This window comes from Pseudarthrobacter sp. SL88, from assembly GCF_026672455.1.
Lineage (GTDB): Bacteria > Actinomycetota > Actinomycetes > Actinomycetales > Micrococcaceae > Arthrobacter.
Map to the genome: position 1 here is coordinate 1,024,564 of NZ_JAPPRD010000001.1, position 21,649 is coordinate 1,046,212.

Consider the following 21,649-nt stretch of genomic DNA (forward strand, 5'->3'; position numbering starts at 1 on the left):
TAGTATTAGTTCCTGAATCTGCAATTTCACCAATCCAAAGCCCCCAAGTAGACTTGCCTGAGTTTCTGCCGCGAAAAGCGCGGTTGAAGGGCAAGCCATTTGAAATCGTTCTAGGAGGAACCTGTGGCAAAGGCAAAGTTCGAGCGGACTAAGCCGCACGTCAACATCGGCACCATCGGTCACGTTGACCACGGTAAGACGACGCTGACGGCCGCCATTTCCAAGGTGCTGTACGACAAGTACCCGGATCTTAACGAGAAGCGCGACTTCGCGTCTATCGACTCTGCTCCCGAAGAGCGTCAGCGCGGTATTACCATCAACATCTCCCACGTGGAGTACCAGACCGAAAAGCGTCACTACGCACACGTAGACGCCCCGGGTCACGCTGACTACATCAAGAACATGATCACCGGTGCTGCCCAGATGGACGGCGCAATCCTCGTGGTTGCTGCTACCGATGGCCCCATGGCTCAGACCCGCGAGCACGTTCTGCTTGCCCGCCAGGTTGGTGTTCCCTACCTGCTGGTCGCGCTGAACAAGTCCGACATGGTTGATGACGAAGAGCTCCTCGACCTCGTCGAAATGGAAGTTCGTGAGCTGCTCAGCTCGCAGGGCTTCGATGGCGATGAGGCTCCGGTTGTTCGCGTTTCCGGCCTGAAGGCCCTGGAAGGCGACCCGGTTTGGGTCAAGTCCGTTGAGGACCTGATGGCAGCTGTCGACGAGTCCGTTCCGGACCCCGTACGTGACCGCGACAAGCCGTTCCTGATGCCGATTGAAGACGTCTTCACCATCACCGGCCGTGGCACCGTTGTTACGGGCCGCGCCGAGCGTGGCACCCTCGCCATCAACTCCGAGGTCGAGATCGTTGGCATCCGCCCGGTCCAGAAGACCACGGTTACCGGTATCGAGATGTTCCACAAGCAGCTCGACGAAGCATGGGCCGGCGAGAACTGTGGCCTGCTGCTCCGTGGCCTGAAGCGCGACGATGTCGAGCGTGGCCAGGTTGTCGTCAAGCCGGGTTCCATCACCCCGCACACCGACTTCGAGGCAAACGTCTACATCCTGTCCAAGGACGAAGGCGGACGCCACAACCCGTTCTACTCGAACTACCGCCCGCAGTTCTACTTCCGTACGACGGACGTTACCGGCGTTATCACCCTGCCCGAGGGCACGGAAATGGTTATGCCCGGCGACAACACTGAGATGACCGTTGCGCTCATCCAGCCGATCGCTATGGAAGACGGCCTCGGCTTCGCTATCCGCGAAGGCGGCCGCACCGTTGGTTCGGGACGCGTCACCAAGATCATCAAGTAACTCTTGCTGATCACCGGATAGCCGGGATTATGTCCCGGTAATCCACAGAAGGCCCCGCTGCTGTGTGCAGCGGGGCCTTCTTTTGCTACCGTTAATCCAGTCACTGGATAAATCGCAGGACTAATGCCACGCCCTCCCTGAAAGGCCATCCCATGCCGGACGATTCGTACGAGGCAGGCTACCGGGCCGGTCACTTGCAGGGCTGGCTGGATGCCATGGCCAAAGTGGCTGAGGGCCAGGCGACGAAATCCACCACCTCGCCGCCGGAACGGGTGCAGGCCCAGGTCCAGGCACCCGCCCCGGCACCGGCTTCGGCAGTGCCGCCGACGTTCGCCCCGCCGATGGTCACGGCTTCTGCGCCTCAGCCTGTTCCCGGACTGCCAAGCCGCCCTGCGGCACGCGCGCAGCCAGTGCCCGTGGGGGCCGTTGCGACACCGCGGCCAAAGCCCACCACCCAGCCAGTTCCATACCGCGGATACGCGGATGCTCCGCCCCGGCCGGCAGAATCAGCCGAAGAGCTGGCAGCACGCCGGGAACGGCGTGACCGCCAGAACATCAACGTCACGCTGTATGTGGCGAGCCTCCTGCTCGTTGCCGCAGCGGCCCTGTTTGTGGGAACGGCGCTGCCGCCCATGATGAAGTTCGCAGGCGTTTGCTCCGTGGCTGCCCTGTTCTACGGCTCGGGATTCATCCTGCACCACCGTGTACCGCGCCTGAAGCCTGCTGCCGTGGCCTTCACTGGCACCGGGCTGGCGCTCGTCCCTGTCATCGGCCTGGCCCTTTACAGCTTTGTCTGGCAAAACGGACCTGCCGCGTGGCTCGCCACTTCGCTCGTTGGAACCCTTGCCTACATTGCGGCCGCCCTCCGGCTCGAAAGCCGCGTGCTGGCATATCTGTCGCTGACTTTCCTTGTTTCCACCGCTTGGTCGGGTATGGCAGTCCTCGATGCCGCCCTTGTCTGGTACTTCGTGATGCTCATCGCCGTGGCAGTCCTGTTTACCCTGCTGAGCCTGGCCAGGCCGGGCTGGCTTCCCCCGCTATTCCTGCGGCCCCTGGTAACTGTCCACCCTGTCGTGGTACCGGCCGTTGCCGTGGCTGCAACGTTCCTCGTGCGCACCAGCCTTGCCGAGTACGCACTGATCCTCGGGCTCAGCGGTGCATACTTCGCCACGATGGCCGCCGTACCGGGAGCAAGCTTCAGGCTCCGCAATTTCTATGCGGCCCGTGTTGCGCTGACAGTTGCCGGCGCCGTGGCTGTCCTGGAGCTCACCGACACTGCGAGGGGCGCCCTGCTGGCCGCCGCCGTCCTGCTTGCCGTGCAGGCCATCGGCGTTACCGTAGGCGGCGGCCGTCTGGAAGCCTGGTTCCCTTCCAGGCGCCTTGACGGGGAAAAGGAACCCCTGCCTTCGGACGTGGCCAATCCTGCCCCGAGCGACGCATTGGCGCCGCGCTGGCGTGCCGACGTCATGGTGACCCACATGGTGCACTGGGCGTTGACGGCAGCCTTTGCGGGCAGCACTGTGCTGCGCAGTATTGCCGGTGCATGGGTGCCTGACGACGGTGCCGTTCCGCTGTGGGTCCCGGTACTGCTGCTTCTCCTGACGAGCTTTGTCCTGGCGGCCCGGCTGCGCCGGGCCGCTGAGTTCCTTCCGTTCGCGGGCATTGCCCTGGCGGGGGTTGTCAGCAGGGTGATGGGGGAATGGGAATTCGCCCTTATGGTGCTCCTCACCGCGTTCTTCTGGCTGGTGCGGGGGCTCCGTGAAAGCGGTATGCAACGGCAGATACTCCTCTTCAACACCAGGATCGCAGGCACAGTTGCCGTTCCCGCCGTGACGGCCGCCTTGACGGAGGGGCGCATGCAGGGGCAGGCGGTCTGGTTCAGTGTTGTCGCAGCAACCGTGGTACAGCAGTTGTTGTCTGCGTGGCTGCAGCGGGGGAGTCGCAAGGAATTTGCATCCCAAGCCACCCTGATTGGCTTCTCCGTTCTTGGGACGGTGGGAGTCGCTGTTCTCGCCGCCGTGGACTCTTCGCCGGGACAGTCGCTGACGTGGAGCGGGATTCTGCTGCAGCTCGCTGCAGCGGTTGCCATGGGTCTGCTCCTGGTACCCCGGCCGGGCGGGGAGCGCCCCTGGAGTCCCCGTGCAGGGGAAGTGGTGCCGCTGGTGCTGGCAAGCGTGATGGTGGAGTTCGCCTTCAGATGGATCACACCGGATGCCGGGAACATCGCACTGGCTGTAGTGGTGGCATACCTCGCCGTCACAGGGGGTCGGCTGCGGTCCCGGCTGCACCGTTGGGGATATTGGTGGCTTTGCCGCATCGCCGCCACATTGTTGGCGCTGACGCTGTTCGACAGGCTGGTCGGCTCCGCGGGCGCGCCAGTTGTAAGCGGCGAAGCTGTCGACCCCGCCACGCTGCTGGTTGCGGTGTTGGCCCTCCAGATGGCCGTGGTGCTGGTGTCTTTCCGGCTTGGGCGTTCTCCGCGTGGCGCGGCCGTGGATGCGGGTGTGGTTCTGGCGGTTCAGCTCATTGGGTGCACGATGCTGTGGCCGTTATCGGAGGGGAGCTGGCAGCATCTGGTCATCCCGGGCGCCACGGCGCTGTCGTCAGCTGCTGCCGGGCTGTTGCTGCGCGGTCAACGGGGCTCCGGGTGGTTCGCACCGGCGTCATTCGTGGTCCTGGTAGGGCTGTCCGCCGGTAACCTCACCCTGATCGAGGTGTTGCTGGGCATCTTTGCTGCCTTCGCCGCGGTGATGGTGGCGGCAGCTGCCCGGGCTGTGGAGAAGGGAGGGTACTTTATTGCGGCGAGGGTACTGACGGCGGCCCTGGCCGTCGTTCTCAGTTACGACGTATCGGCCTCCCCGGATCTCGTGTCGCTGACCTTTGCCGGCGTTCTTGCCGCGCAGCACGTCGTCAGGTGGCTGATGCGCTTCCGTCTTCAGATGGTTCCTTTCCAGCAGGCGGCGGTGTGGGTCACCCTCGCAGGCCAGGCCGCCCTTCCGCTGGCCTACTTCAGCCGATTCGGAGCAGCCGGCACCGGTGGCGAACGCTGGATCCTCCTGGTGGAGTTCGGGCTGGTTCTTGTGTCGGCCGTCGTCGCCAGGGCCCTGTTCGCGGCGCGCGGTGCACTCTACTTCGCGGTCTTTGCCGTGCTGGGCGGGGTGCTGGCACTGAGCCCGCTCGTGGCGCCTGCAGCGTCCCCGGTGCTGGGCTACACCGGAGTGGCACTTCTCCTGCTGTCGCTGGCGCTTGCGGCGGCGGTGGCCGGCGTATCGTGGTTCCGGCGGATGCCGATCCCCTCCGGAACTGAGCGTTGGCTGTGGCTCGCAGCCGCACTGGGATACACCCTCAGCGCGCTGGTCCTCGCTCCGCAGGCCGATGATTGGATCGCCGGGTTCGCCGTCCTGGTGCTCGCCGCTGTCCTCTTCTGCGCCTCCCACGTTGAGCGGGCCGCGGTGCTGTACGCGCCGGCGTCGGCCGCTGTCCTGGTTGGCACCTTCATGGTGGTCCGGGAGGCGGCAGGCGGAAACCCGGACGTCTGGGCCGCCTATGCGCCCTGGCTCGGTGCCGGCGCGGCCGGTGCCGCACTATATGGTGTGCGAGTGGCAAGGTCCGCCCGGCTGGCAGCTGACCCCTTGCGCCGGTGGTCCCTGGCCGGCGCCGCGTTGGCCGGGCTCGCCCTGGCCACAGTTGCGGGTCTCCCGGCAGACGCCACGGCCTGGGTTGCCGCCGCGGCACTGGCGGGCGCGGCAGCTGTCGGCATCGCGGAAGCTCCGGCAGGACTGCGCCGTGTGGCCTTCGAGGCGGGTGCTGTGGTGGTGACGGCCGGAGTTCAACGCGCGGCGATCTTCGAACTGGACGGCCGCCGGAGTTTTGGGACCGGCTTCCCGGATCCCTTCTGGGCGGCGCAGTGGTATGTGGTGCTTGGGGCCGCCCTTGCGTTCCTTCGGTACCGCTCCGGACAGTCCAAAGCCGGGCGCGGTATCGCTGTGGCGGCAGCCGTCCTGCTCTCCCTGACCGGGGCAGGAACCGTTTTTGGCGGCACTGCAGGGCAGCAGCTGTGGCTTTTGGTGCTGCTCGCTGTGCTGCTGGTCGGCGGGCTCCTGGCTGGCGAGAAGATCTTCGTCAGGTGGGGCGCAGCCGGTGTTGCCGCCTGCATTCTTTGGGCGATGCGCGGCTACACGTTCGTACTCCTGGCGCTCATCGCCGCCGGCCTGATTGCTTTTGCCGTATGGCGGCTGAACCGGAGCGCCGGCCCGGAGGCCGCGGAACCTGTGCGGCCTTCAGCGCCTTCAGCGCCTTCAGCGCCATCAGCACCATCAGATGCCGGCAGCGACGCTCCGGCCGGGAAAGTGCCCTGATACTGTTGCAGCATTGAGAGGAGCTCATCATGGGATGGCTTATTTTCCTGATCGTTGCCGCTGCCGTGGTGGCCGGGGTCTTCTGGGCGAAGAAACACTTCCGCCACGAGATCGACCGGGCAAAGCGGATTAACAGGGCCAACAAAAACCAGTAAACGGCACCGGCAGATGCTCCACGCCCTGCGGGGTGACTCTGCCAAGGCCCCGGCTGCTTACCCGGCGGACTGCCCCCTGCGGGCCCGGGAGAGGGCCTGATACCAGTAGAACGATTGTTTCGGCGTACGCTCCTGGCTGCTGAAGTCGACGTGGACCAGGCCGAACCGCTGCGAGTACCCGGCGGCCCACTCGAAATTGTCCATGAGGGTCCAGACGAAGTAGCCGCGCAGGTCCACTCCGGAGGCGATCCCGCCCGGGGCCGTCGCTTCCAGGGCGGCTCCCAGGTGCGAGGCCAAATAGCTGACGCGCTCACCGTCCTGCAGGGTTCCGGATACTGTGTCCGGTTCGGGGAAGCTGGCACCGCCTTCTGTGATGTAGACCGGCGGGAGCGCCGCACCGTACCGGTCCCTCAGTTCCTGCAGCAGGACACCCAGGTGCCCGGGGGCCACAGGCCAGCCGAAGCCCGTGTTGCTGAACTCCGGGTAGCCCACCTCGTGGAAGGGCAGCCGTGCCACGGCCTTGTGCATGTCCGCAGGGATGGGGGCGACGCCCCGCCCCAGGGCCACCTTGACCGGGAAGTAGTAGTTCAGTCCGTAGAAATCGAGTGGCTGGTGGATGGTGCGCAGGTCGGAATCAGAGATGCGCCCGATCGAGCGGCAGCCACGGCCGGGCATATACCGGAAGGTTGGGATAGCGGCCCAGCAGCACCGGGTCTGCATAGATCCTGTTCATCAACAGGTCGTACAGGTGGGCCACCAGCCGGTCTCCGATCTTGCGGGACGCCGGACGGATGGGGGCGTGCAGGTTCGTGACTCCAATCCCGCCCTGGACGCCTGCTGCGCGGAGTGCCTGGGCGCCCAGTCCGTGGGCCAGGAGCTGGTGGTGGATGGAGGGGAGCGCGTCGAACATCAGGGCCCTGCCAGGGGCATGGACGCCGAGGGCGTAGCCGTTGAGCGTCACGGAGACTGGTTCGTTGAGCGTGACCCACTGCGAGACGCGGTCGCCGTACCGTTCCCCGGCGGCAGCAGCGTACTCGCCAAAGCGTTCCGCGGTTTCCCTGTTGAGCCAGCCGCCGCGGTGTTCCAGCGGCAGCGGAGTGTCCCAGTGGTACAAGGTGGCCATGGGGGCGATGCCGGCTTCCAGCAGCTGGTCGATCAGCCGGTCGTAGAAGTCGAGGCCCTCCGGGTTGAGCCTGCCGCGGCCATCGGGTTGGATGCGGGGCCAGGCGAGGGAGAACCGGTAGGAGTCGACGCCGAGCTCCTTCAGCAGCGCGACGTCCTCTGGCAGCCGGTTGTAGTGGTCGCACGCGATGGCGGGGGAGTGGCCGTCGATGATGGCGCCGGGCTTTTGGGCAAACGCGTCCCACCCCGACGGGCCGCGGCCGCCGTCGGCCAGCGCGCCTTCGATCTGGAATGCCGCCGCAGCCACGCCGAGGGTGAACGACGGCGGCATGCGGGTGGCCAGTTCAGTGACGGATTCGGTGCTCTCCAGCGTCATGTCCCCATCATCCATTCGCCGGGCAGCCGGGGCAATGGGTGGGCTTGCAGGAGTATCGAAGAGTGCCCGCCAGGCGATGCGCCAGGGCCGATTCAGGCGATTGGCTTCTGCCGCAGATATCCGGCATACTAGATGAGTTGTTCAAGCGCTTCTTCGTGTCCCGATCCGGATAATGCCGGGTGTCAGGGTCCAAGTGGAAGCCCAAACATAACCCACCCCAATGGAAAATGCGGATTTGTTTGCGTGTACAGCGCGACACGCCCGACCGCGGGGGTCGGTTGCGCCGGCAAGGTGAGGAACCCGGATTCATCCGGATTCAGTTTGTGCGGCGGATGGTGGTTACGACCTCAATTGCTTCGGCAGCCATACAACAGGTAAGTGAACAGGGCAGCCCTAACCCGGGGAAGCACAGACTGAAAGAGAGTCAGGCGACATGGCGGGACAAAAAATCCGCATCCGGCTGAAGTCATACGACCACGAGGTCATTGACGTTTCAGCACGGAAGATCGTTGAGACGGTCACGCGCGCAGGCGCAACGGTAGTTGGCCCCGTGCCGCTGCCCACGGAGAAGAACGTTTACTGCGTTATCCGCTCTCCGCACAAGTACAAAGACAGCCGCGAGCACTTTGAAATGCGCACGCACAAGCGTCTTATCGACATCATCGATCCCACGCCCAAGGCTGTCGACTCGCTCATGCGCCTCGACCTGCCGGCCGACGTGAACATCGAAATCAAGCTGTAGGGAGGTGCTGAGAAACTATGACCGCAACCCGTAACGTAAAGGGCCTGCTGGGCACGAAGCTCGGCATGACCCAGGTCTGGGACGAGAACAACAAGCTCATCCCCGTCACTGTGGTCCAGGCAGACTCGAACGTCATCACCCAGCTGCGCAACGCAGAGGTAGATGGCTACGTCGCCGTTCAGATCGGCTACGGCCAGATCGATCCCCGCAAGGTCACCAAGCCGCTGGCTGGTCACTTTGAAAAGGCAGGCGTCACGCCTCGCCGCCACGTCGTCGAACTCCGTACCGCAGATGCTGCCGAGTACGAGCTGGGCCAGGAGCTGTCCGTTGAGCTCTTCGCTGCCGGCCAGAAGATCGACGTCATCGGCACCACCAAGGGTAAGGGCTTCGCCGGTGTTATGAAGCGTCACGGCTTCCACGGTGTTGGAGCTTCCCACGGTGCCCACAAGAACCACCGTAAGCCCGGTTCAATCGGTGGCGCATCCACCCCGAGCCGCGTCTTCAAGGGCATGAAAATGGCCGGCCGCATGGGCGCCGTGCGTCACACCACGCTGAACCTCACGGTCCACGCGGTTGACGCCGAGAAGTCGCTGCTCCTGATCAAGGGTGCCGTCCCCGGCGCCCGCGGCCAGGTCGTCTTCGTACGTACCGCCGTGAAGGGAGCCTAGTTCAATGGCTAACACTGTCCAGGTTGACCTGCCTGCCGAGATCTTCGACGTCCAGACCAACGTGCCGCTGCTGCACCAGGTTGTCGTTGCCCAGCTCGCTGCTGCTCGCCAGGGTACCCACAAGACCAAGACCCGCGCTGAAGTTTCCGGTGCAGGACGCAAGCCGTTCAAGCAGAAGGGCACCGGCCGCGCCCGTCAGGGTTCAATCCGTGCTCCGCACATGACCGGCGGTGGCGTTGTCCACGGTCCCACCCCGCGTGACTACAGCCAGCGGACCCCCAAGAAGATGATTGCTGCTGCACTGCGCGGCGCACTGTCGGACCGGGCCCGCAACGGTCGTATCCACGTTGTCGCTGACCTGGTTGAAGGCACCAAGCCCTCCGCCAAGACCGCACTGGCAACGCTGCGCGGCGTTTCCGACCGCAAGAACCTGCTGGTCGTCATCGAGCGCGCCAACGATGTTGCTGCACTGTCCGTGCGCAACCTCACCGGTGTCCACGTTCTGTACGCAGACCAGCTGAACACCTACGACGTTCTCGTCTCTGATGACGTTGTCTTCACCAAGGCTGCTTACGAAGCATTCGTTGCCGCTAAGGCAGCTAAGAACGAGGAGGATGCCAAGTGAGTGCAGCCACCATCAAGGATCCCCGCGACGTCGTGCTTGCACCCGTCGTGTCGGAAAAGAGCTATGGCCTGATCGACGAGGGCAAGTACACCTTCCTGGTGGACCCCCGCTCGAACAAGGCTGAGATCAAGCTGGCCGTGGAGAAGATTTTCTCCGTCAAGGTCGAATCGATCAACACCATCAACCGTGCCGGTAAGCGCAAGCGCACCAAATTCGGATGGGGCACCCGCAAGAGCACCAAGCGTGCAATTGTGAGCCTCAAAGAAGGCACCATCGACATCTTCGGCGGTCCGCTCGCGTAGCGGAGACCACTTTAACGAGGAAATAAATTATGGGAATCCGTAAATACAAGCCGACTACCCCGGGCCGTCGTGGCTCGAGCGTAGCGGACTTCACCGAAATCACGCGGTCGACGCCGGAAAAGTCGTTGGTACGTCCGCTGCCCAAAAAGGGCGGCCGTAACAACACCGGTAAGATCACCACCCGTCACAAGGGTGGCGGACACAAGCGCCAGTACCGTCTGATCGACTTCCGTCGCCACGACAAGGACGGCGTTGACGCCCGCGTTGCTGAAATTGAATACGATCCGAACCGTACGGCTCGCATCGCCCTCCTGCACTACGTTGATGGCACCAAGCGTTACATCATCGCCCCGAACAAGCTGTCCCAGGGCGACTTCGTAGAGGCCGGCCCCAACGCTGACATCAAGCCGGGCAACAACCTGCCGCTGCGCAACATCCCCGTGGGTACCGTTGTGCACGCAGTGGAGCTGCGTCCGGGCGGCGGTGCCAAGATGGGCCGCTCCGCCGGTGCATCCATCCAGCTCGTTGCCAGGGAAGGCCGTTTCGCCCAGCTGCGACTGCCCTCCGGCGAAATCCGCAACGTTGACGTGCGCTGCCGCGCAACCGTCGGCGAGGTCGGCAACGCCGAGCAGTCGAACATCAACTGGGGCAAGGCTGGCCGCATGCGCTGGAAGGGCGTCCGCCCGACCGTCCGTGGTGTAGCCATGAACCCGGTTGACCACCCGCACGGTGGTGGCGAGGGTAAGACGTCCGGTGGACGTAACCCCGTCAACCCGAACGGTCAGCGTGAAGGCCGCACGCGCCGCCCCAACAAAGAGAGCGACAAGCTTATTGTTCGTCGCCGTCGTACTGGCAAGAACAAGCGATAGGAGCCTGGACACATGCCACGCAGCCTGAAAAAAGGTCCTTTCGTTGACCAGCACCTCTTTGTGAAGGTAGCCAGGGAAAACGAAAAGGGCACCAAGAACGTCATCAAGACCTGGTCCCGCCGTTCGATGATCATCCCCGACATGCTCGGACACACGATCGCCGTACACGACGGACGCAAGCACATTCCGGTGTTTGTCACCGAGTCGATGGTCGGGCACAAGCTCGGCGAATTCGCTCCCACGCGGACATTCCGCGGCCATGTCAAGGACGACCGTAAGGGCAAGCGCCGCTAGGCGCCTGCACTTACGTCAAAGACGAGAGAAGGAAAGCAATGGAAGCCAAGGCAATTGCGCGCCACATCCGCGTAACGCCTATGAAGGCCCGGCGCGTCGTCAACCTTGTTCGTGGTTTGCAAGCGAATGAGGCTCTGGCAATTCTGAAGTTTGCCCCCCAGGCAGCTTCGGAGCCGGTATTCAAGGTAGTTCAGTCGGCAATCTCCAACGCCCGGGTCCTCGCGGACCGCGACGGCGTTGCGTTTGACGAAGGCGACCTCATCATCAGCGAAGCGTTTGTTGATGAAGGCCCGACCATGAAGCGGTTCCAGCCGCGTGCCCAGGGTCGTGCATTTCAGATCAAGAAGCGCACCAGCCACATCACCGTGGTAGTCGCTACCCCGGAGAAAGAGGAGGCTCGCTAAGTGGGACAGAAAGTAAACCCGCACGGGTTCCGACTCGGCATCACCACCGATCACGTATCGCACTGGTTCGCTGACAGCACCAAGGCCGGACAGCGGTACAAGGACTTCGTTCGCGAAGACATCCGCATCCGCCAGCTCATGTCCACGGGCATGGAGCGCGCCGGCATCGCCAAGGTCGAAATCGAGCGCACCCGTGACCGTGTCCGCGTGGACATCCACACGGCCCGTCCGGGTATCGTCATCGGCCGCCGTGGAGCAGAAGCAGACCGCATCCGCGGCGAGCTCGAAAAGCTCACCGGCAAGCAGGTCCAGCTGAACATCCTCGAGGTCAAGAACCCCGAGATGGAAGCACAGCTGGTTGCCCAGGGTGTTGCAGAGCAGCTGACCTCACGTGTGGCTTTCCGCCGCGCGATGAAGAAGGCCATGCAGTCCGCACAGCGTGCCGGTGCCAAGGGTATCCGTATCGCTTGCTCGGGCCGCCTGGGTGGCGCTGAAATGTCCCGCTCGGAGTTCTACCGCGAAGGCCGTGTGCCCCTGCACACCCTCCGTGCGAACATCGACTACGGCTTCTACGAAGCCAAGACCACCTTCGGCCGCATCGGCGTGAAGGTCTGGATCTACAAGGGCGACGTCACCGCCAAGGAACTGGCCGCACAGGCTGCTTCGGCACCGTCCCGCGGACCCCGCTCCGACCGTGGCGGACGCCCGGGTGGCGCTGACCGTGGTGACCGCCGTCGTCGCAACGACCGCCCGGCCGCTGACGCAGCTCCTGCTGCAGAGGCTCCGGCAGTTGAGGCTGCACCTGCAGCAGCAGAAGGAGGACAGGCTTAAATGCTTATCCCACGTCGAGTCAAGCACCGTAAGCAGCACCACCCGGGTCGTTCCGGCGCTGCTACGGGCGGCACCGAGGTCTCGTTCGGCGAGTGGGGTATCCAGGCTCTGAGCCCGGCATACGTCACCAACCGTCAGATCGAATCTGCCCGTATTGCGATGACCCGCCACATCAAGCGTGGCGGTAAGGTCTGGATCAACATCTACCCGGACCGTCCCCTGACCAAGAAGCCTGCCGAAACCCGCATGGGTTCCGGTAAGGGTTCACCGGAATGGTGGGTCGCCAACGTCAAGCCGGGACGGGTTCTCTTCGAACTCTCCGGTGTCAATGAAGAGGTAGCTCGCGAGGCCCTGCGCCTGGCAATCCACAAGCTGCCGTTGAAGGCACGCATTGTGCGTCGCGAAGGTGGTGAGTAGAAATGGCAGTAGGATCCAAGGATCTGGCTCCCGCGCAGCTGGACGGTTTCGACAACGAGCGTCTCGTTGAAGAACTCCGTAAGGCCAAGGAGGAGCTGTTCAACCTGCGTTTCCAGTCCGCCACCGGTCAGCTGGAGAACCACGGTCGCCTGCGTGCAGTAAAGAAGGACATTGCACGCATCTACACCGTTCTCCGCGAACGCGAGCTGGGCATTCGTGCCGAGGTTGCCGCACCGGTTGTGGAAGCCAAGGAAGAAAAGAAGTCCAAGAAGGCTGCAACCAAGAAGGCCGAGAAGGCTGAAACGGCTGAGTCCGAGGAGGACGCCAAGTGAGTGAAAAGGACCAGAACGTGACCGAATCTGCTACTGCAGCCACGGCTGAGCAGCGCGGTTACCGCAAGACCCGTCGCGGCTACGTGGTCTCCGACAAGATGGAAAAGACCATCGTCGTCGAGGTTGAAGACCGCGTGAAGCACGCACTGTACGGCAAGGTCATCCGCCGCACCTCCAAGGTCAAGGCACACGACGAAGAGAACACCGCCGGCATCGGCGACCTCGTTGTCATCGCCGAGACCCGTCCGCTGTCCGCCACCAAGAACTGGCGGCTCGTGGAAATCCTCGAAAAGGCCAAGTAGCACCTGCTGCTGGCTGGAAGCCCCTGTTCCCCTTTCCGGGAGCGGGGGCTTCCTCGTTTAACCACCGGAGGATCACGACGGCGGCGGGCCGGCCGCGCGGGGGAGCGGCACCCTGGGTGGGGCGAACGGCTGCCCTGCGTAACGTCGTCGTACGTCCCATCCTGCTTGCGGGGCGGTGCTTCGTGGTGATATGGGAACTGGCGAAAAGCATGCTAGGATATTGAGTTTGTATGGCGCCTTCTGCGCGCCGTCATCAACCTCGTAAACAAGCGTGCCACAGCACAGTGCCCCTGTGCGTCCGGGATCCGTCCCGGACCGGATGGGAGCAACTGCTTCTGGCACAGGCGTTTAGGCCTGGTCTGGCAAAATCCAGGGCGGGTCAAGAGACACCCCGATCAACCGTTCCGCAAGGCTCATTCCGTAGCAAGACCACGGCCTGAGAACCGGCGCGACGCAAGGAGTAAATAGTGATTCAGCAGGAGTCGCGACTCAAGGTCGCCGACAACACGGGTGCTAAGGAAATCCTTACCATTCGCGTTCTCGGTGGATCCGGCCGTCGCTACGCAGGCATCGGTGACGTCATCGTCGCCACCGTCAAGGATGCAATCCCGGGCGGCAACGTAAAGAAGGGCGATGTTGTCAAGGCAGTCATCGTCCGTACCAAGAAGGAACGCCGCCGTGCGGATGGTTCCTACATCAAGTTTGACGAGAACGCAGCTGTGATCCTGAAGAACGACGGTGACCCCCGCGGTACCCGTATCTTCGGACCGGTTGGTCGTGAACTCCGTGACAAGAAGTTCATGAAGATCGTTTCTCTGGCTCCGGAGGTGCTCTAGTCCATGGCTGCAAAGATCAAGAAGGGTGACCTGGTTCAGGTCATCACTGGCGCCAAGGCTGAGCGCGGCGGCGACCGCGGCAAGCAGGGCAAGGTTCTGCGCGTCTTCACCGACACCAACCGCGTGCTGGTTGAGGGTATCAACCGCGTCACCAAGCACACCCGTGTTGGACAGTCGCAGCGCGGCACCAAGACCGGCGGCATCGAGGTCGTAGAGGCCCCGATCCACGTTTCCAACGTGGCCCTGGTTGACCCGTCGACCAAGAAGCCGACCCGTGTGGGCTTCCGCCTCGACACTGTGGAGAAGAACGGTGTCAAGAAGACCGTCCGTATCCGCGTGTCCAAGAGCTCCGGGAAGGACATCTAATGACTGAGACTCTCGAGACTCCGGCAACGAAGATCGTTCCTCGTCTGAAGACCAAGTACGCCGAATCCATCAAGGCAACGCTCCAGGATGAATTCAAGTACGAGAACGTGAACCAGGTACCCCGCCTGGTGAAGGTTGTTGTGAACATGGGTGTTGGAGATGCCGCCAAGGACTCCAAGCTGATCGACGGCGCTGTCCGCGACCTCACCCAGATCACCGGCCAGAAGCCGCAGGTTACCAAGGCCCGCAAGTCGATCGCACAGTTCAAGCTGCGCGAAGGCATGCCCATCGGTGCACACGCTACCCTGCGTGGCGACCGTATGTGGGAATTCGTGGACCGCCTCGTTTCGCTGGCTCTGCCCCGTATCCGCGACTTCCGCGGCCTCAGTGGCAAGCAGTTCGACGGCAACGGCAACTACACCTTCGGTCTGACCGAGCAGGTTATGTTCCACGAAATCGACCAGGACAAGATCGACCGCGTTCGCGGTATGGATATCACGGTCGTTACCACCGCCAAGACCGATGACGAAGGCCGCGCGCTGCTTAAGGCGCTTGGTTTCCCGTTCAAGACCGAAGCTTAATTAGCTACGTAAAAGGTCCGGCCGCACAGCTTCCTGAAGCTTGCGGCGGAAACCGTTACGAGGAAGGGCAAGAGCCCAAATGACAATGACAGATCCTGTCGCAGACATGCTTACGCGCCTGCGTAACGCAAACTCGGCATACCACGACTCCGTGTCTATGCCTTACAGCAAGCTGAAGGCACGCGTTGCTGACATCCTCAAGGCCGAAGGTTTCATCGCCGGCTGGAAGGAAGAAGACGCTGAGGTTGGCAAGAAGCTGACTCTCGACCTGAAGTTCGGTCCGAACCGCGAGCGTTCCATCGCTGGCGTCCGTCGTATCTCCAAGCCGGGTCTTCGCGTTTACGCGAAGTCCACCAACCTGCCGCACGTGCTGGGTGGCCTGGGTATCGCAATCCTGTCCACCTCTTCCGGGCTCCTGACTGATAAGCAGGCCGGCAAGAAGGGCGTGGGCGGCGAAGTCCTCGCCTACGTCTGGTAACGGGAAAGGAAGAGAATAATGTCACGTATTGGACGTCTCCCCATCACCGTTCCTGCCGGCGTTGAGGTCAAGGTTGACGGCTCTGTCGTCAGCGTTAAGGGTTCCAAGGGCGAGCTGAGCCACACTGTGGCCAGCCCGATCGAGGTTGCACTTGACGACACCACCCTGACCGTCAGCCGCCCGAACGACGAGCGCGCCTCCCGTTCACTCCACGGCCTGACCCGCACCCTGATCGCCAACATGATCCAGGGTGTCACCGCGGGCTACGAGAAGAAGCTCGAAATCGTTGGCACCGGTTACCGCGTGCAGGCCAAGGGCTCTGACCTTGAGTTTGCCCTCGGCTACAGCCACCCGGTCAACGTTTCGGCTCCGGACGGCATCACCTTTGCAGTAGAGGGTCCGACCAAGCTCTCTGTCTCAGGCATCAATAAGCAGCAGGTCGGCGAGGTTGCTGCCAACATTCGCAAGCTGCGGAAGCCTGACCCGTACAAGGGCAAGGGCATCCGTTACGCCGGCGAAGTCATCCGCCGCAAGGTCGGAAAGGCTGGTAAGTAACCATGGCCATCGCCATTAACAAGAAGCGTACGAACAAGAGCAAGGCTGCTGGTCGCAGCCGCCGCCAGCTTCGTATCCGCAAGCGCATTTCCGGTACGGCTGTCCGCCCCCGCTTGGTGGTCAACCGCTCCGCACGCCACGTATTTGTCCAGGTTGTCGATGACACCATTGGCCAGACCGTAGCAAGCGCGTCCACCCTGGAAGCCGACCTCCGTGCATTCGACGGTGACAAGACTGCCAAGGCCAAGCGCGTTGGCGAGCTCGTTGCCGAACGTGCCAAGGCTGCCGGCGTCGAGGCTGTTGTGTTCGACCGTGGTGGTAACAAGTACCACGGCCGCATTGCAGCCGTCGCTGACGGCGCTCGCGAAGGTGGGCTGTCACTGTGACCGAAGCAAACAACGAAAAGGACACTGTGTCTGCAGATCAGAAGGCACCCGAGGCCGCAGCTGCTGAGACCACTGCCCCCGCCACCGACGATCGCCGTGGTGGCGCCCGTCGCGGTGAGCGTGGCGACCGTGGCCAGGGCCGTGGCGACCGCGGTGGCCGTGGCGGCCGCGATGGCGGCCGTGACGCCGAAAAGAACCAGTTCGTAGAGCGCGTTGTCACCATCAACCGCGTTTCCAAGGTCGTCAAGGGTGGTCGTCGCTTCAGCTTCACCGCACTCGTCGTCGTTGGTGACGGTAACGGCATGGTTGGCGTCGGCTACGGCAAGGCCAAGGAAGTTCCCGCAGCTATCGCCAAGGGCGTTGAAGAAGCCAAGAAGTCCTTCTTCCGCGTTCCGCGCGTTGGTAACACCATCCCGCACCGCGTGCAGGGTGAAGCTGCTGCGGGCGTCGTTATGCTGCGTCCGGCTTCCGCCGGTACCGGTGTTATCGCCGGTGGCCCGGTCCGTGCAGTACTGGAGTGCGTGGGCATCCACGACATCCTCTCCAAGTCGCTCGGTTCCTCCAACGCCATCAACATCGTTCACGCGACCGTTGAGGCCCTGAAGCGCCTCGAAGAGCCGGCAGCTGTGGCAGCACGCCGCGGCCTGCCGCTGGACGAAGTTGCTCCGGCGGCACTGGTGAAGGCCCTCCTGGCTCCGAAGGCAGGTGTGTAGTCATGGCTAAGAACCTGGTTCCCTCCGACGCAAAGTTGGAAATCACCCAGATCAAGGGCGTCATTGGCGTCAAGCAGAACCAGCGCGAGACCCTGCGGTCCCTCGGCCTGAAGCGCATCGGACACAGCGTTGTCCGTTCCGCCGACGCCGTGACCGTGGGCATGCTCAACACGGTTCCGCACCTCGTGAACGTTGAGGAGGCGAAGTAAATGGCAGAGAAGACTGCTGAACAGGGTCAGGCTGCTGAGAAGCAGAACGCCCTGAAGGTTCACCACCTGCGTCCCGCCCAGGGTGCCAAGACCGCCAAGACCCGTGTGGGTCGTGGCGAGGCATCCAAGGGTAAGACCGCCGGTCGCGGTACCAAGGGTACGAAGGCCCGCTACCAGGTAAAGGCTGGCTTTGCCGGCGGCCAGCTGCCGCTGCACATGCGCCTGCCCAAGCTGCGCGGCTTCAAGAACCCGTTCCGCGTTGAGTTCCAGGTTGTAAACCTGGACAAGCTCAACGAGCTGTTCCCCGAAGGTGGCGCAGTCACCGTGGAGAACCTGGTCGAAAAGGGCGCCGTTCGCAAGAACCAGCCCGTCAAGGTGCTGGGCACCGGCGACATCACCGTCAAGGTTGACGTCACCGCCCACGCATTCTCGGCCAGCGCCGCAGAAAAGATCGCTGCTGCAGGCGGAAGCACCACCTCCCTCTAGGGGCGGTGGGGCGCGAGCCCGTAGCTGAACTCCCGGTGACCGGGGCCCAGGCCCTGGTCACCGGGAGTTTTTTCATCCCCACAGCCGTTCCGTTAGTCGCTTGGGCGGTGCCATCCGGCGCAGTTGCGCTGCCCCGGATTGTTCGCATGGCGCATACAACCGTTAGACTCGGTTGTTGGGATTCATAGATCCCCATCACATCACTCTTCTTCACACCACAGGAGGACGCTTGCTTAGCGCATTTGGCCGGGCCTTTCGCACGCCTGATCTGCGACGCAAGTTGTTGTTCACGCTGGGAATCATCACCATCTTCCGCTTGGGTGCCTTCATTCCCTCGCCTGGTGTGAACTACCAGAATGTCCAGCAATGCTTGCAGAACGGACAGACGGCAGGTGGGCTGTACCAGCTCGTGAACCTGTTCAGCGGCGGTGCTCTGCTGCAGGTGTCCGTCTTCGCACTCGGCATCATGCCGTACATTACGGCCAGCATTATCGTGCAGCTGCTCCGGGTGGTCATTCCCCGGTTCCAGCAGCTGTACGAAGAGGGCGCTTCGGGCCAGTCCAAGCTGACCCAGTACACCCGGTACCTCACCATTGCCCTGGGCCTGCTCAACGCCACCACCCTGGTATCCCTGGCCCGTTCCGGCCAGCTCCTGCCCGGGTGTGCGCTGCCGATCATCCCGGATGAAAGCATCATCACCACCATCCTGATCATCATCACGCTCACGGCCGGTACCGGCCTGATCATGTGGATGGGCGAGCTCGTCACGGAGAAGGGCGTCGGCAACGGCATGTCCCTGCTGATCTTCACGTCCATCGCGGCAACCTTCCCCACGTCGCTGGGAGCCATCTGGACCTCACAGGGCCCCGGAACGTTCTTCATCGTCCTGGCCGTCGGCCTGCTGACCGTGGCCCTGGTGGTCTTCGTTGAGCAGTCCCAGCGCCGCGTCCCTGTCCAGTACGCTAAGCGGATGATCGGACGCCGGACCGTCGGCGGTACCAGCACCTACATCCCCATCAAGGTGAACATGGCCGGTGTTATCCCGGTGATCTTCGCTTCTTCCATGCTCTACCTGCCCGGCCTGATCTCGCAGTTCAACCAGCCGAAGCAAGGCGAGCAGATCCAGCCATGGGTTGAATGGATCAACAACAACCTGACCCGCGGCGACCACCCGATCTACATGGCGCTTTACTTCGCCCTGATCGTGTTCTTTACCTACTTCTACGTAGCCATCACCTTCAACCCTGAAGAAGTGTCGGACAACATGAAGAAGTACGGCGGCTTCATTCCCGGTATCCGTGCAGGTAAACCGACCGCGGATTACCTGCAGTACGTGCTCTCACGGATCACGCTGCCCGGCGCCCTCTACTTGGGCTTTGTGGCACTGATCCCGCTGGTGGCACTGGTACTGATCAACGCGAACCAGAACTTCCCGTTCGGTGGCACCTCGATCCTGATCATGGTGGGCGTTGGGTTGGAGACCGTTAAGCAGATTGATGCGCAGCTACAACAACGTCACTACGAAGGGCTTTTGCGATGACGAGAATGCTGATTATTGGACCTCCCGGTTCCGGAAAAGGAACGCAGGCGGAGCGGATTTCGGAGCGCCTCGGCGTTGTGGCAATCTCCACCGGCGACATCTTCCGTGCCAATGTAAAAGGCGAAACGCCGCTTGGCATCGAGGCCAAGAAGTACATGGACAACGGAGACTTCGTTCCGGACAGCGTGACCAACAAGATGGTCCGCGACCGCCTCAGCGAGTCCGACGTCGAATCCGGCTTCCTGCTGGACGGCTACCCCCGTACCACCGCCCAGGTGGACTACCTTGACGAGATCCTCGCCAAGAACGAGGAGAAGCTCGACGTCGTCCTGCAGCTCACCGCAGACGATGAGGAACTGGTGCACCGCCTTCTGGGCCGGGCCAAGGAAACGGGCCGGAGCGACGACAACGAAGCCGTCATCCGCCACCGCCTTGACCTGTACCACGAGCAGACCGAAGCCGTGGTGGCGAAGTACGCGGAACGCGGCATCCTCACCCAGGTGGACGGCATCGGCCCCATCGACGAAGTGACCGACCGCGTCATGCAGGCCATCAAGGCCGCACAGGCGGCCTGATTCCAGGCCACTGGTTATTCGAGGCTCCTCCCGGCATCCCGGGAGGGGCCTCAGCCATTTGAAAGGACACACCATGGCCTTCGGCCAGCCCCGCATCGAATTCAAGAACAACGCCCAGATGCGCACCATGCACGAGGCAGGCCTCGTCCTGAGCCGGGCTCTGGACGCCGCCGCGGCTGCGGCCGCCCCCGGCGTGACCACCAAGAACCTGGACGACGTCTTCGCCGCGGTCCTCAGCGACGCGGGCGCGAAGTCCAACTTCCTTGGCTACCACGGCTTCCCGGCCACCATCTGCACGTCCGTGAACGACGAAGTGGTGCACGGCATCCCCGGCGGCAGGGTCCTGCAGGACGGCGACATCATCTCCATCGACGGCGGCGCGATCGTGAACGGGTGGCACTCGGATTCGGCGCGGACCGTCATCGTGGGCACCGCAGACCCGGAGGACCAGCGCCTTTCCGACGTCACGCAGGCGGCGATGTGGCGCGGGATCGCGGCGTTGGCCACCGGCACGCACGTGGGGGACATCGGCGCTGCCATCGACGACTACGTTTCGTCCGTGCCCGGGAAGCCGCTGGGCATCCTGGAGGACTACGTGGGGCACGGCATCGGCTCCGAGATGCACATGGCGCCGGACGTGCTGAACTACCGCACCAACCACCGCGGGCCCAAGATCAAGCCGGGCCTGTGCCTTGCCATCGAGCCCATGCTGGTCCGCGGCGGCATTGAGACCGCCGTACTCGAGGATGACTGGACCGTGGTGACCACGGACGGCCAGCGTTCCTGCCAGTGGGAGCATTCCGTTGCGGTCCACGACAAGGGCATCTGGGTGCTCTCGGCTCCCGACGGCGGTGCGGAGCACCTCGTGCCGCTCGGCGTCACCCCGGTACCCATCCCGTAGCCCAACGTGAGTAGCAGCAGATGTCGTTTTGACACTCCAGAAGGACATCTGCTGCTACTCAGTTGGGGGAGTGGGGGATCGGCCTACGTGCCCCGGCGGTCCCATCGTCGGAGTCAGCGTCGGCGGGGCAGTCCCCGGGCACCCAGCGCAGCAGGTCGCCGGGCTGGCACTCCAGGACTTCGCAGAGCGCTTCCAGTGTGGTGAACCGGACTGCCTTTGCCCGGCCGTTCTTGAGTACGGCCAGGTTTGCCGGCGTGATGCCCACACGTTCGGCCAAGGCCCCTACTGACATCTTGCGCCGGGCCAGGACCACATCGATGTCCACGATGATGGGCATCAGATGACCTCGTCGAGTTCGGTGCGCAGGTGCGTGGCCTCTGCGTCCCGTGCCACTGCCTGGGCCAGCAGCGTCCGCAGCACCAGGACGATGAGTGCCACGCCGGCCACCATCAGTGCCGCACCGCAGACCAAAAGGACGACGCCGGGCGCAACGTCCCCCGGTGCCAGCAGGACTGCCAGCCCGAACACCAAGGCGGAGGCGGCGGAGACGGCACCGAAGATCACGTCCACGTACCGGAAGGCCCCCTGCGAGAAGACCGTCCCGCGGCGCACCATGGTCAGCAACCGCCAGACACACACGGCGGTGACCTGCACGCAGGCAATGCCCAGCACCACAATGGCCAGAAAGCCCAAACGCGCGCCGTTCGGTGCGCCGGCCTCTTGCAAATCGGCGGACAACAGCGGCACCATCCGCACCTGAACGAACAGTGAACCTGCCAGGACCATCGCGATGACCACGCGCAGGGCAAGGACCGTCATTTTTCCCATTGCATCTCCCATATCGAATAACAATGGAAGGCTATCGAATATCGATAGATTAAGCAATGGGGCTGCCCTGCGCCCGCAAAAGCC

General features: G+C 63.3%; 28 protein-coding genes and 1 pseudogene. 26 read left to right on the forward strand and 3 right to left on the reverse strand.

The window, feature by feature from the left end; genetic code table 11:
- Positions 1–123 precede the first annotated feature (123 nt).
- The 3 genes from tuf (at position 124) to OVA06_RS04700 (ending at position 5,827) form a co-directional block, all read left to right on the forward strand.
- Positions 124–1,314, forward strand: a complete 1,191-nt coding sequence (gene tuf / locus OVA06_RS04690; protein ID WP_056075385.1) for an elongation factor Tu — start codon at positions 124–126, stop codon at positions 1,312–1,314.
- Positions 1,315–1,466: 152 nt separating this feature from the next.
- Complete coding sequence (locus OVA06_RS04695) at positions 1,467–5,672, forward strand: hypothetical protein (RefSeq protein ID WP_268156661.1); 4,206 nt, start codon at positions 1,467–1,469, stop codon at positions 5,670–5,672.
- Positions 5,673–5,701: 29 nt separating this feature from the next.
- Positions 5,702–5,827: a hypothetical protein gene (locus tag OVA06_RS04700; protein ID WP_261618682.1), complete on the forward strand. Its 126-nt coding sequence runs from the start codon at positions 5,702–5,704 to the stop codon at positions 5,825–5,827.
- A gap of 57 nt (positions 5,828–5,884) precedes the next feature.
- Here the strand turns inward: OVA06_RS04700 and OVA06_RS04705 are convergent.
- Positions 5,885–7,325, reverse strand: a pseudogene (locus OVA06_RS04705) (GH1 family beta-glucosidase).
- Between the two features lie 433 nt (positions 7,326–7,758).
- Here OVA06_RS04705 and rpsJ point away from each other — a divergent pair.
- The 23 genes from rpsJ to map all read left to right on the forward strand — a co-directional run bounded on the left by rpsJ (position 7,759) and on the right by map (position 20,737).
- Entirely contained in the window at positions 7,759–8,067 is a 309-nt protein-coding gene (gene rpsJ / locus OVA06_RS04710) for a 30S ribosomal protein S10 (protein WP_003803825.1), read from the forward strand.
- A 17-nt stretch (positions 8,068–8,084) separates the two neighbouring features.
- Positions 8,085–8,735, forward strand: a complete 651-nt coding sequence (rplC, locus tag OVA06_RS04715; protein ID WP_015937852.1) for a 50S ribosomal protein L3 — start codon at positions 8,085–8,087, stop codon at positions 8,733–8,735.
- 4 nt (positions 8,736–8,739) lie between these two features.
- Positions 8,740–9,360: a 50S ribosomal protein L4 gene (gene rplD / locus OVA06_RS04720; RefSeq protein ID WP_056075375.1), complete on the forward strand. Its 621-nt coding sequence runs from the start codon at positions 8,740–8,742 to the stop codon at positions 9,358–9,360.
- Positions 9,357–9,662 (forward strand): 50S ribosomal protein L23, encoded by a 306-nt coding sequence (gene rplW / locus OVA06_RS04725; RefSeq protein ID WP_056075372.1) that lies wholly within the window; start codon positions 9,357–9,359, stop codon positions 9,660–9,662. The genes rplD and rplW overlap by 4 nt, the downstream gene beginning before the upstream one ends.
- Before the next feature lie 29 nt (positions 9,663–9,691).
- Positions 9,692–10,531 (forward strand): 50S ribosomal protein L2, encoded by an 840-nt coding sequence (gene rplB, locus OVA06_RS04730; RefSeq protein WP_015937850.1) that lies wholly within the window; start codon positions 9,692–9,694, stop codon positions 10,529–10,531.
- A 12-nt stretch (positions 10,532–10,543) separates the two neighbouring features.
- Entirely contained in the window at positions 10,544–10,825 is a 282-nt protein-coding gene (rpsS, locus tag OVA06_RS04735; protein ID WP_003803803.1) for a 30S ribosomal protein S19, read from the forward strand.
- A gap of 38 nt (positions 10,826–10,863) precedes the next feature.
- On the forward strand, positions 10,864–11,229 hold the full coding sequence (gene rplV / locus OVA06_RS04740) for a 50S ribosomal protein L22 (protein ID WP_009358304.1): 366 nt from the start codon (positions 10,864–10,866) through the stop codon (positions 11,227–11,229).
- Entirely contained in the window at positions 11,230–12,060 is an 831-nt protein-coding gene (rpsC, locus tag OVA06_RS04745; protein ID WP_056075369.1) for a 30S ribosomal protein S3, read from the forward strand.
- A complete protein-coding gene (gene rplP / locus OVA06_RS04750; RefSeq protein WP_015937848.1) occupies positions 12,061–12,477 on the forward strand; it encodes a 50S ribosomal protein L16 in 417 nt (138 codons plus the stop codon).
- Between the two features lie 2 nt (positions 12,478–12,479).
- Complete coding sequence (gene rpmC / locus OVA06_RS19675) at positions 12,480–12,809, forward strand: 50S ribosomal protein L29 (RefSeq protein ID WP_015937847.1); 330 nt, start codon at positions 12,480–12,482, stop codon at positions 12,807–12,809.
- Positions 12,806–13,111 (forward strand): 30S ribosomal protein S17, encoded by a 306-nt coding sequence (rpsQ, locus tag OVA06_RS04760; protein ID WP_015937846.1) that lies wholly within the window; start codon positions 12,806–12,808, stop codon positions 13,109–13,111. Before rpmC ends, rpsQ begins: the two co-directional genes overlap by 4 nt.
- A 467-nt stretch (positions 13,112–13,578) precedes the next feature.
- A complete protein-coding gene (gene rplN, locus OVA06_RS04765) occupies positions 13,579–13,947 on the forward strand; it encodes a 50S ribosomal protein L14 (RefSeq protein ID WP_003803789.1) in 369 nt (122 codons plus the stop codon).
- Between the two features lie 3 nt (positions 13,948–13,950).
- Complete coding sequence (gene rplX, locus OVA06_RS04770) at positions 13,951–14,313, forward strand: 50S ribosomal protein L24 (protein ID WP_268156669.1); 363 nt, start codon at positions 13,951–13,953, stop codon at positions 14,311–14,313.
- Complete coding sequence (gene rplE, locus OVA06_RS04775; protein WP_015937844.1) at positions 14,313–14,894, forward strand: 50S ribosomal protein L5; 582 nt, start codon at positions 14,313–14,315, stop codon at positions 14,892–14,894. The genes rplX and rplE overlap by 1 nt, the downstream gene beginning before the upstream one ends.
- A gap of 79 nt (positions 14,895–14,973) precedes the next feature.
- The gene (gene rpsH, locus OVA06_RS04780; RefSeq protein WP_015937843.1) at positions 14,974–15,372 is read left to right on the forward strand and encodes a 30S ribosomal protein S8; all 399 of its coding nucleotides are present in this window, start codon (positions 14,974–14,976) and stop codon (positions 15,370–15,372) included.
- A gap of 18 nt (positions 15,373–15,390) precedes the next feature.
- The gene (rplF, locus tag OVA06_RS04785; protein WP_056075367.1) at positions 15,391–15,927 is read left to right on the forward strand and encodes a 50S ribosomal protein L6; all 537 of its coding nucleotides are present in this window, start codon (positions 15,391–15,393) and stop codon (positions 15,925–15,927) included.
- Positions 15,928–15,929: 2 nt separating this feature from the next.
- Positions 15,930–16,313, forward strand: a complete 384-nt coding sequence (rplR, locus tag OVA06_RS04790; protein ID WP_015937841.1) for a 50S ribosomal protein L18 — start codon at positions 15,930–15,932, stop codon at positions 16,311–16,313.
- Complete coding sequence (gene rpsE / locus OVA06_RS04795) at positions 16,310–17,026, forward strand: 30S ribosomal protein S5 (RefSeq protein ID WP_326493570.1); 717 nt, start codon at positions 16,310–16,312, stop codon at positions 17,024–17,026. The genes rplR and rpsE overlap by 4 nt, the downstream gene beginning before the upstream one ends.
- A gap of 2 nt (positions 17,027–17,028) precedes the next feature.
- On the forward strand, positions 17,029–17,235 hold the full coding sequence (gene rpmD, locus OVA06_RS04800; protein ID WP_056075363.1) for a 50S ribosomal protein L30: 207 nt from the start codon (positions 17,029–17,031) through the stop codon (positions 17,233–17,235).
- Positions 17,236–17,721, forward strand: a complete 486-nt coding sequence (gene rplO, locus OVA06_RS04805; RefSeq protein WP_056075360.1) for a 50S ribosomal protein L15 — start codon at positions 17,236–17,238, stop codon at positions 17,719–17,721. It abuts the gene before it with no gap.
- 229 nt (positions 17,722–17,950) lie between these two features.
- Positions 17,951–19,261: a preprotein translocase subunit SecY gene (secY, locus tag OVA06_RS04810; protein ID WP_268156675.1), complete on the forward strand. Its 1,311-nt coding sequence runs from the start codon at positions 17,951–17,953 to the stop codon at positions 19,259–19,261.
- 5 nt (positions 19,262–19,266) lie between these two features.
- Positions 19,267–19,836, forward strand: a complete 570-nt coding sequence (locus OVA06_RS04815) for an adenylate kinase (RefSeq protein ID WP_171908938.1) — start codon at positions 19,267–19,269, stop codon at positions 19,834–19,836.
- Between the two features lie 73 nt (positions 19,837–19,909).
- Positions 19,910–20,737: a type I methionyl aminopeptidase gene (gene map, locus OVA06_RS04820; protein WP_268156677.1), complete on the forward strand. Its 828-nt coding sequence runs from the start codon at positions 19,910–19,912 to the stop codon at positions 20,735–20,737.
- Between the two features lie 58 nt (positions 20,738–20,795).
- Here the strand turns inward: map and OVA06_RS04825 are convergent, their stop codons facing one another.
- On the reverse strand, positions 20,796–21,074 hold the full coding sequence (locus OVA06_RS04825; RefSeq protein ID WP_268156679.1) for a helix-turn-helix domain-containing protein: 279 nt from the start codon (positions 21,072–21,074) through the stop codon (positions 20,796–20,798).
- The gene (locus OVA06_RS04830; RefSeq protein WP_268156681.1) at positions 21,074–21,565 is read right to left on the reverse strand and encodes a DUF2975 domain-containing protein; all 492 of its coding nucleotides are present in this window, start codon (positions 21,563–21,565) and stop codon (positions 21,074–21,076) included. The genes OVA06_RS04825 and OVA06_RS04830 overlap by 1 nt, the downstream gene beginning before the upstream one ends.
- Positions 21,566–21,649 lie beyond the last annotated feature (84 nt).

Coding starts and splice junctions, on each gene's coding strand:
- OVA06_RS04695 (WP_268156661.1), top strand. CDS start 1,467: ATGCCGGACGATTCGTACGAGGCAGGCTACCGGGCCGGTCACTTGCAG.
- OVA06_RS04700 (WP_261618682.1), top strand. CDS start 5,702: ATGGGATGGCTTATTTTCCTGATCGTTGCCGCTGCCGTGGTGGCCGGG.
- rpsJ (WP_003803825.1), top strand. CDS start 7,759: ATGGCGGGACAAAAAATCCGCATCCGGCTGAAGTCATACGACCACGAG.
- rplC (WP_015937852.1), top strand. CDS start 8,085: ATGACCGCAACCCGTAACGTAAAGGGCCTGCTGGGCACGAAGCTCGGC.
- rplD (WP_056075375.1), top strand. CDS start 8,740: ATGGCTAACACTGTCCAGGTTGACCTGCCTGCCGAGATCTTCGACGTC.
- rplB (WP_015937850.1), top strand. CDS start 9,692: ATGGGAATCCGTAAATACAAGCCGACTACCCCGGGCCGTCGTGGCTCG.
- rpsS (WP_003803803.1), top strand. CDS start 10,544: ATGCCACGCAGCCTGAAAAAAGGTCCTTTCGTTGACCAGCACCTCTTT.
- rplV (WP_009358304.1), top strand. CDS start 10,864: ATGGAAGCCAAGGCAATTGCGCGCCACATCCGCGTAACGCCTATGAAG.
- rplP (WP_015937848.1), top strand. CDS start 12,061: ATGCTTATCCCACGTCGAGTCAAGCACCGTAAGCAGCACCACCCGGGT.
- rpmC (WP_015937847.1), top strand. CDS start 12,480: ATGGCAGTAGGATCCAAGGATCTGGCTCCCGCGCAGCTGGACGGTTTC.
- rplX (WP_268156669.1), top strand. CDS start 13,951: ATGGCTGCAAAGATCAAGAAGGGTGACCTGGTTCAGGTCATCACTGGC.
- rplE (WP_015937844.1), top strand. CDS start 14,313: ATGACTGAGACTCTCGAGACTCCGGCAACGAAGATCGTTCCTCGTCTG.
- rpsH (WP_015937843.1), top strand. CDS start 14,974: ATGACAATGACAGATCCTGTCGCAGACATGCTTACGCGCCTGCGTAAC.
- rplF (WP_056075367.1), top strand. CDS start 15,391: ATGTCACGTATTGGACGTCTCCCCATCACCGTTCCTGCCGGCGTTGAG.
- rplR (WP_015937841.1), top strand. CDS start 15,930: ATGGCCATCGCCATTAACAAGAAGCGTACGAACAAGAGCAAGGCTGCT.
- rpmD (WP_056075363.1), top strand. CDS start 17,029: ATGGCTAAGAACCTGGTTCCCTCCGACGCAAAGTTGGAAATCACCCAG.
- rplO (WP_056075360.1), top strand. CDS start 17,236: ATGGCAGAGAAGACTGCTGAACAGGGTCAGGCTGCTGAGAAGCAGAAC.
- OVA06_RS04815 (WP_171908938.1), top strand. CDS start 19,267: ATGCTGATTATTGGACCTCCCGGTTCCGGAAAAGGAACGCAGGCGGAG.
- map (WP_268156677.1), top strand. CDS start 19,910: ATGGCCTTCGGCCAGCCCCGCATCGAATTCAAGAACAACGCCCAGATG.
- OVA06_RS04825 (WP_268156679.1), bottom strand. CDS start 21,074: ATGCCCATCATCGTGGACATCGATGTGGTCCTGGCCCGGCGCAAGATG.
- OVA06_RS04830 (WP_268156681.1), bottom strand. CDS start 21,565: ATGGGAAAAATGACGGTCCTTGCCCTGCGCGTGGTCATCGCGATGGTC.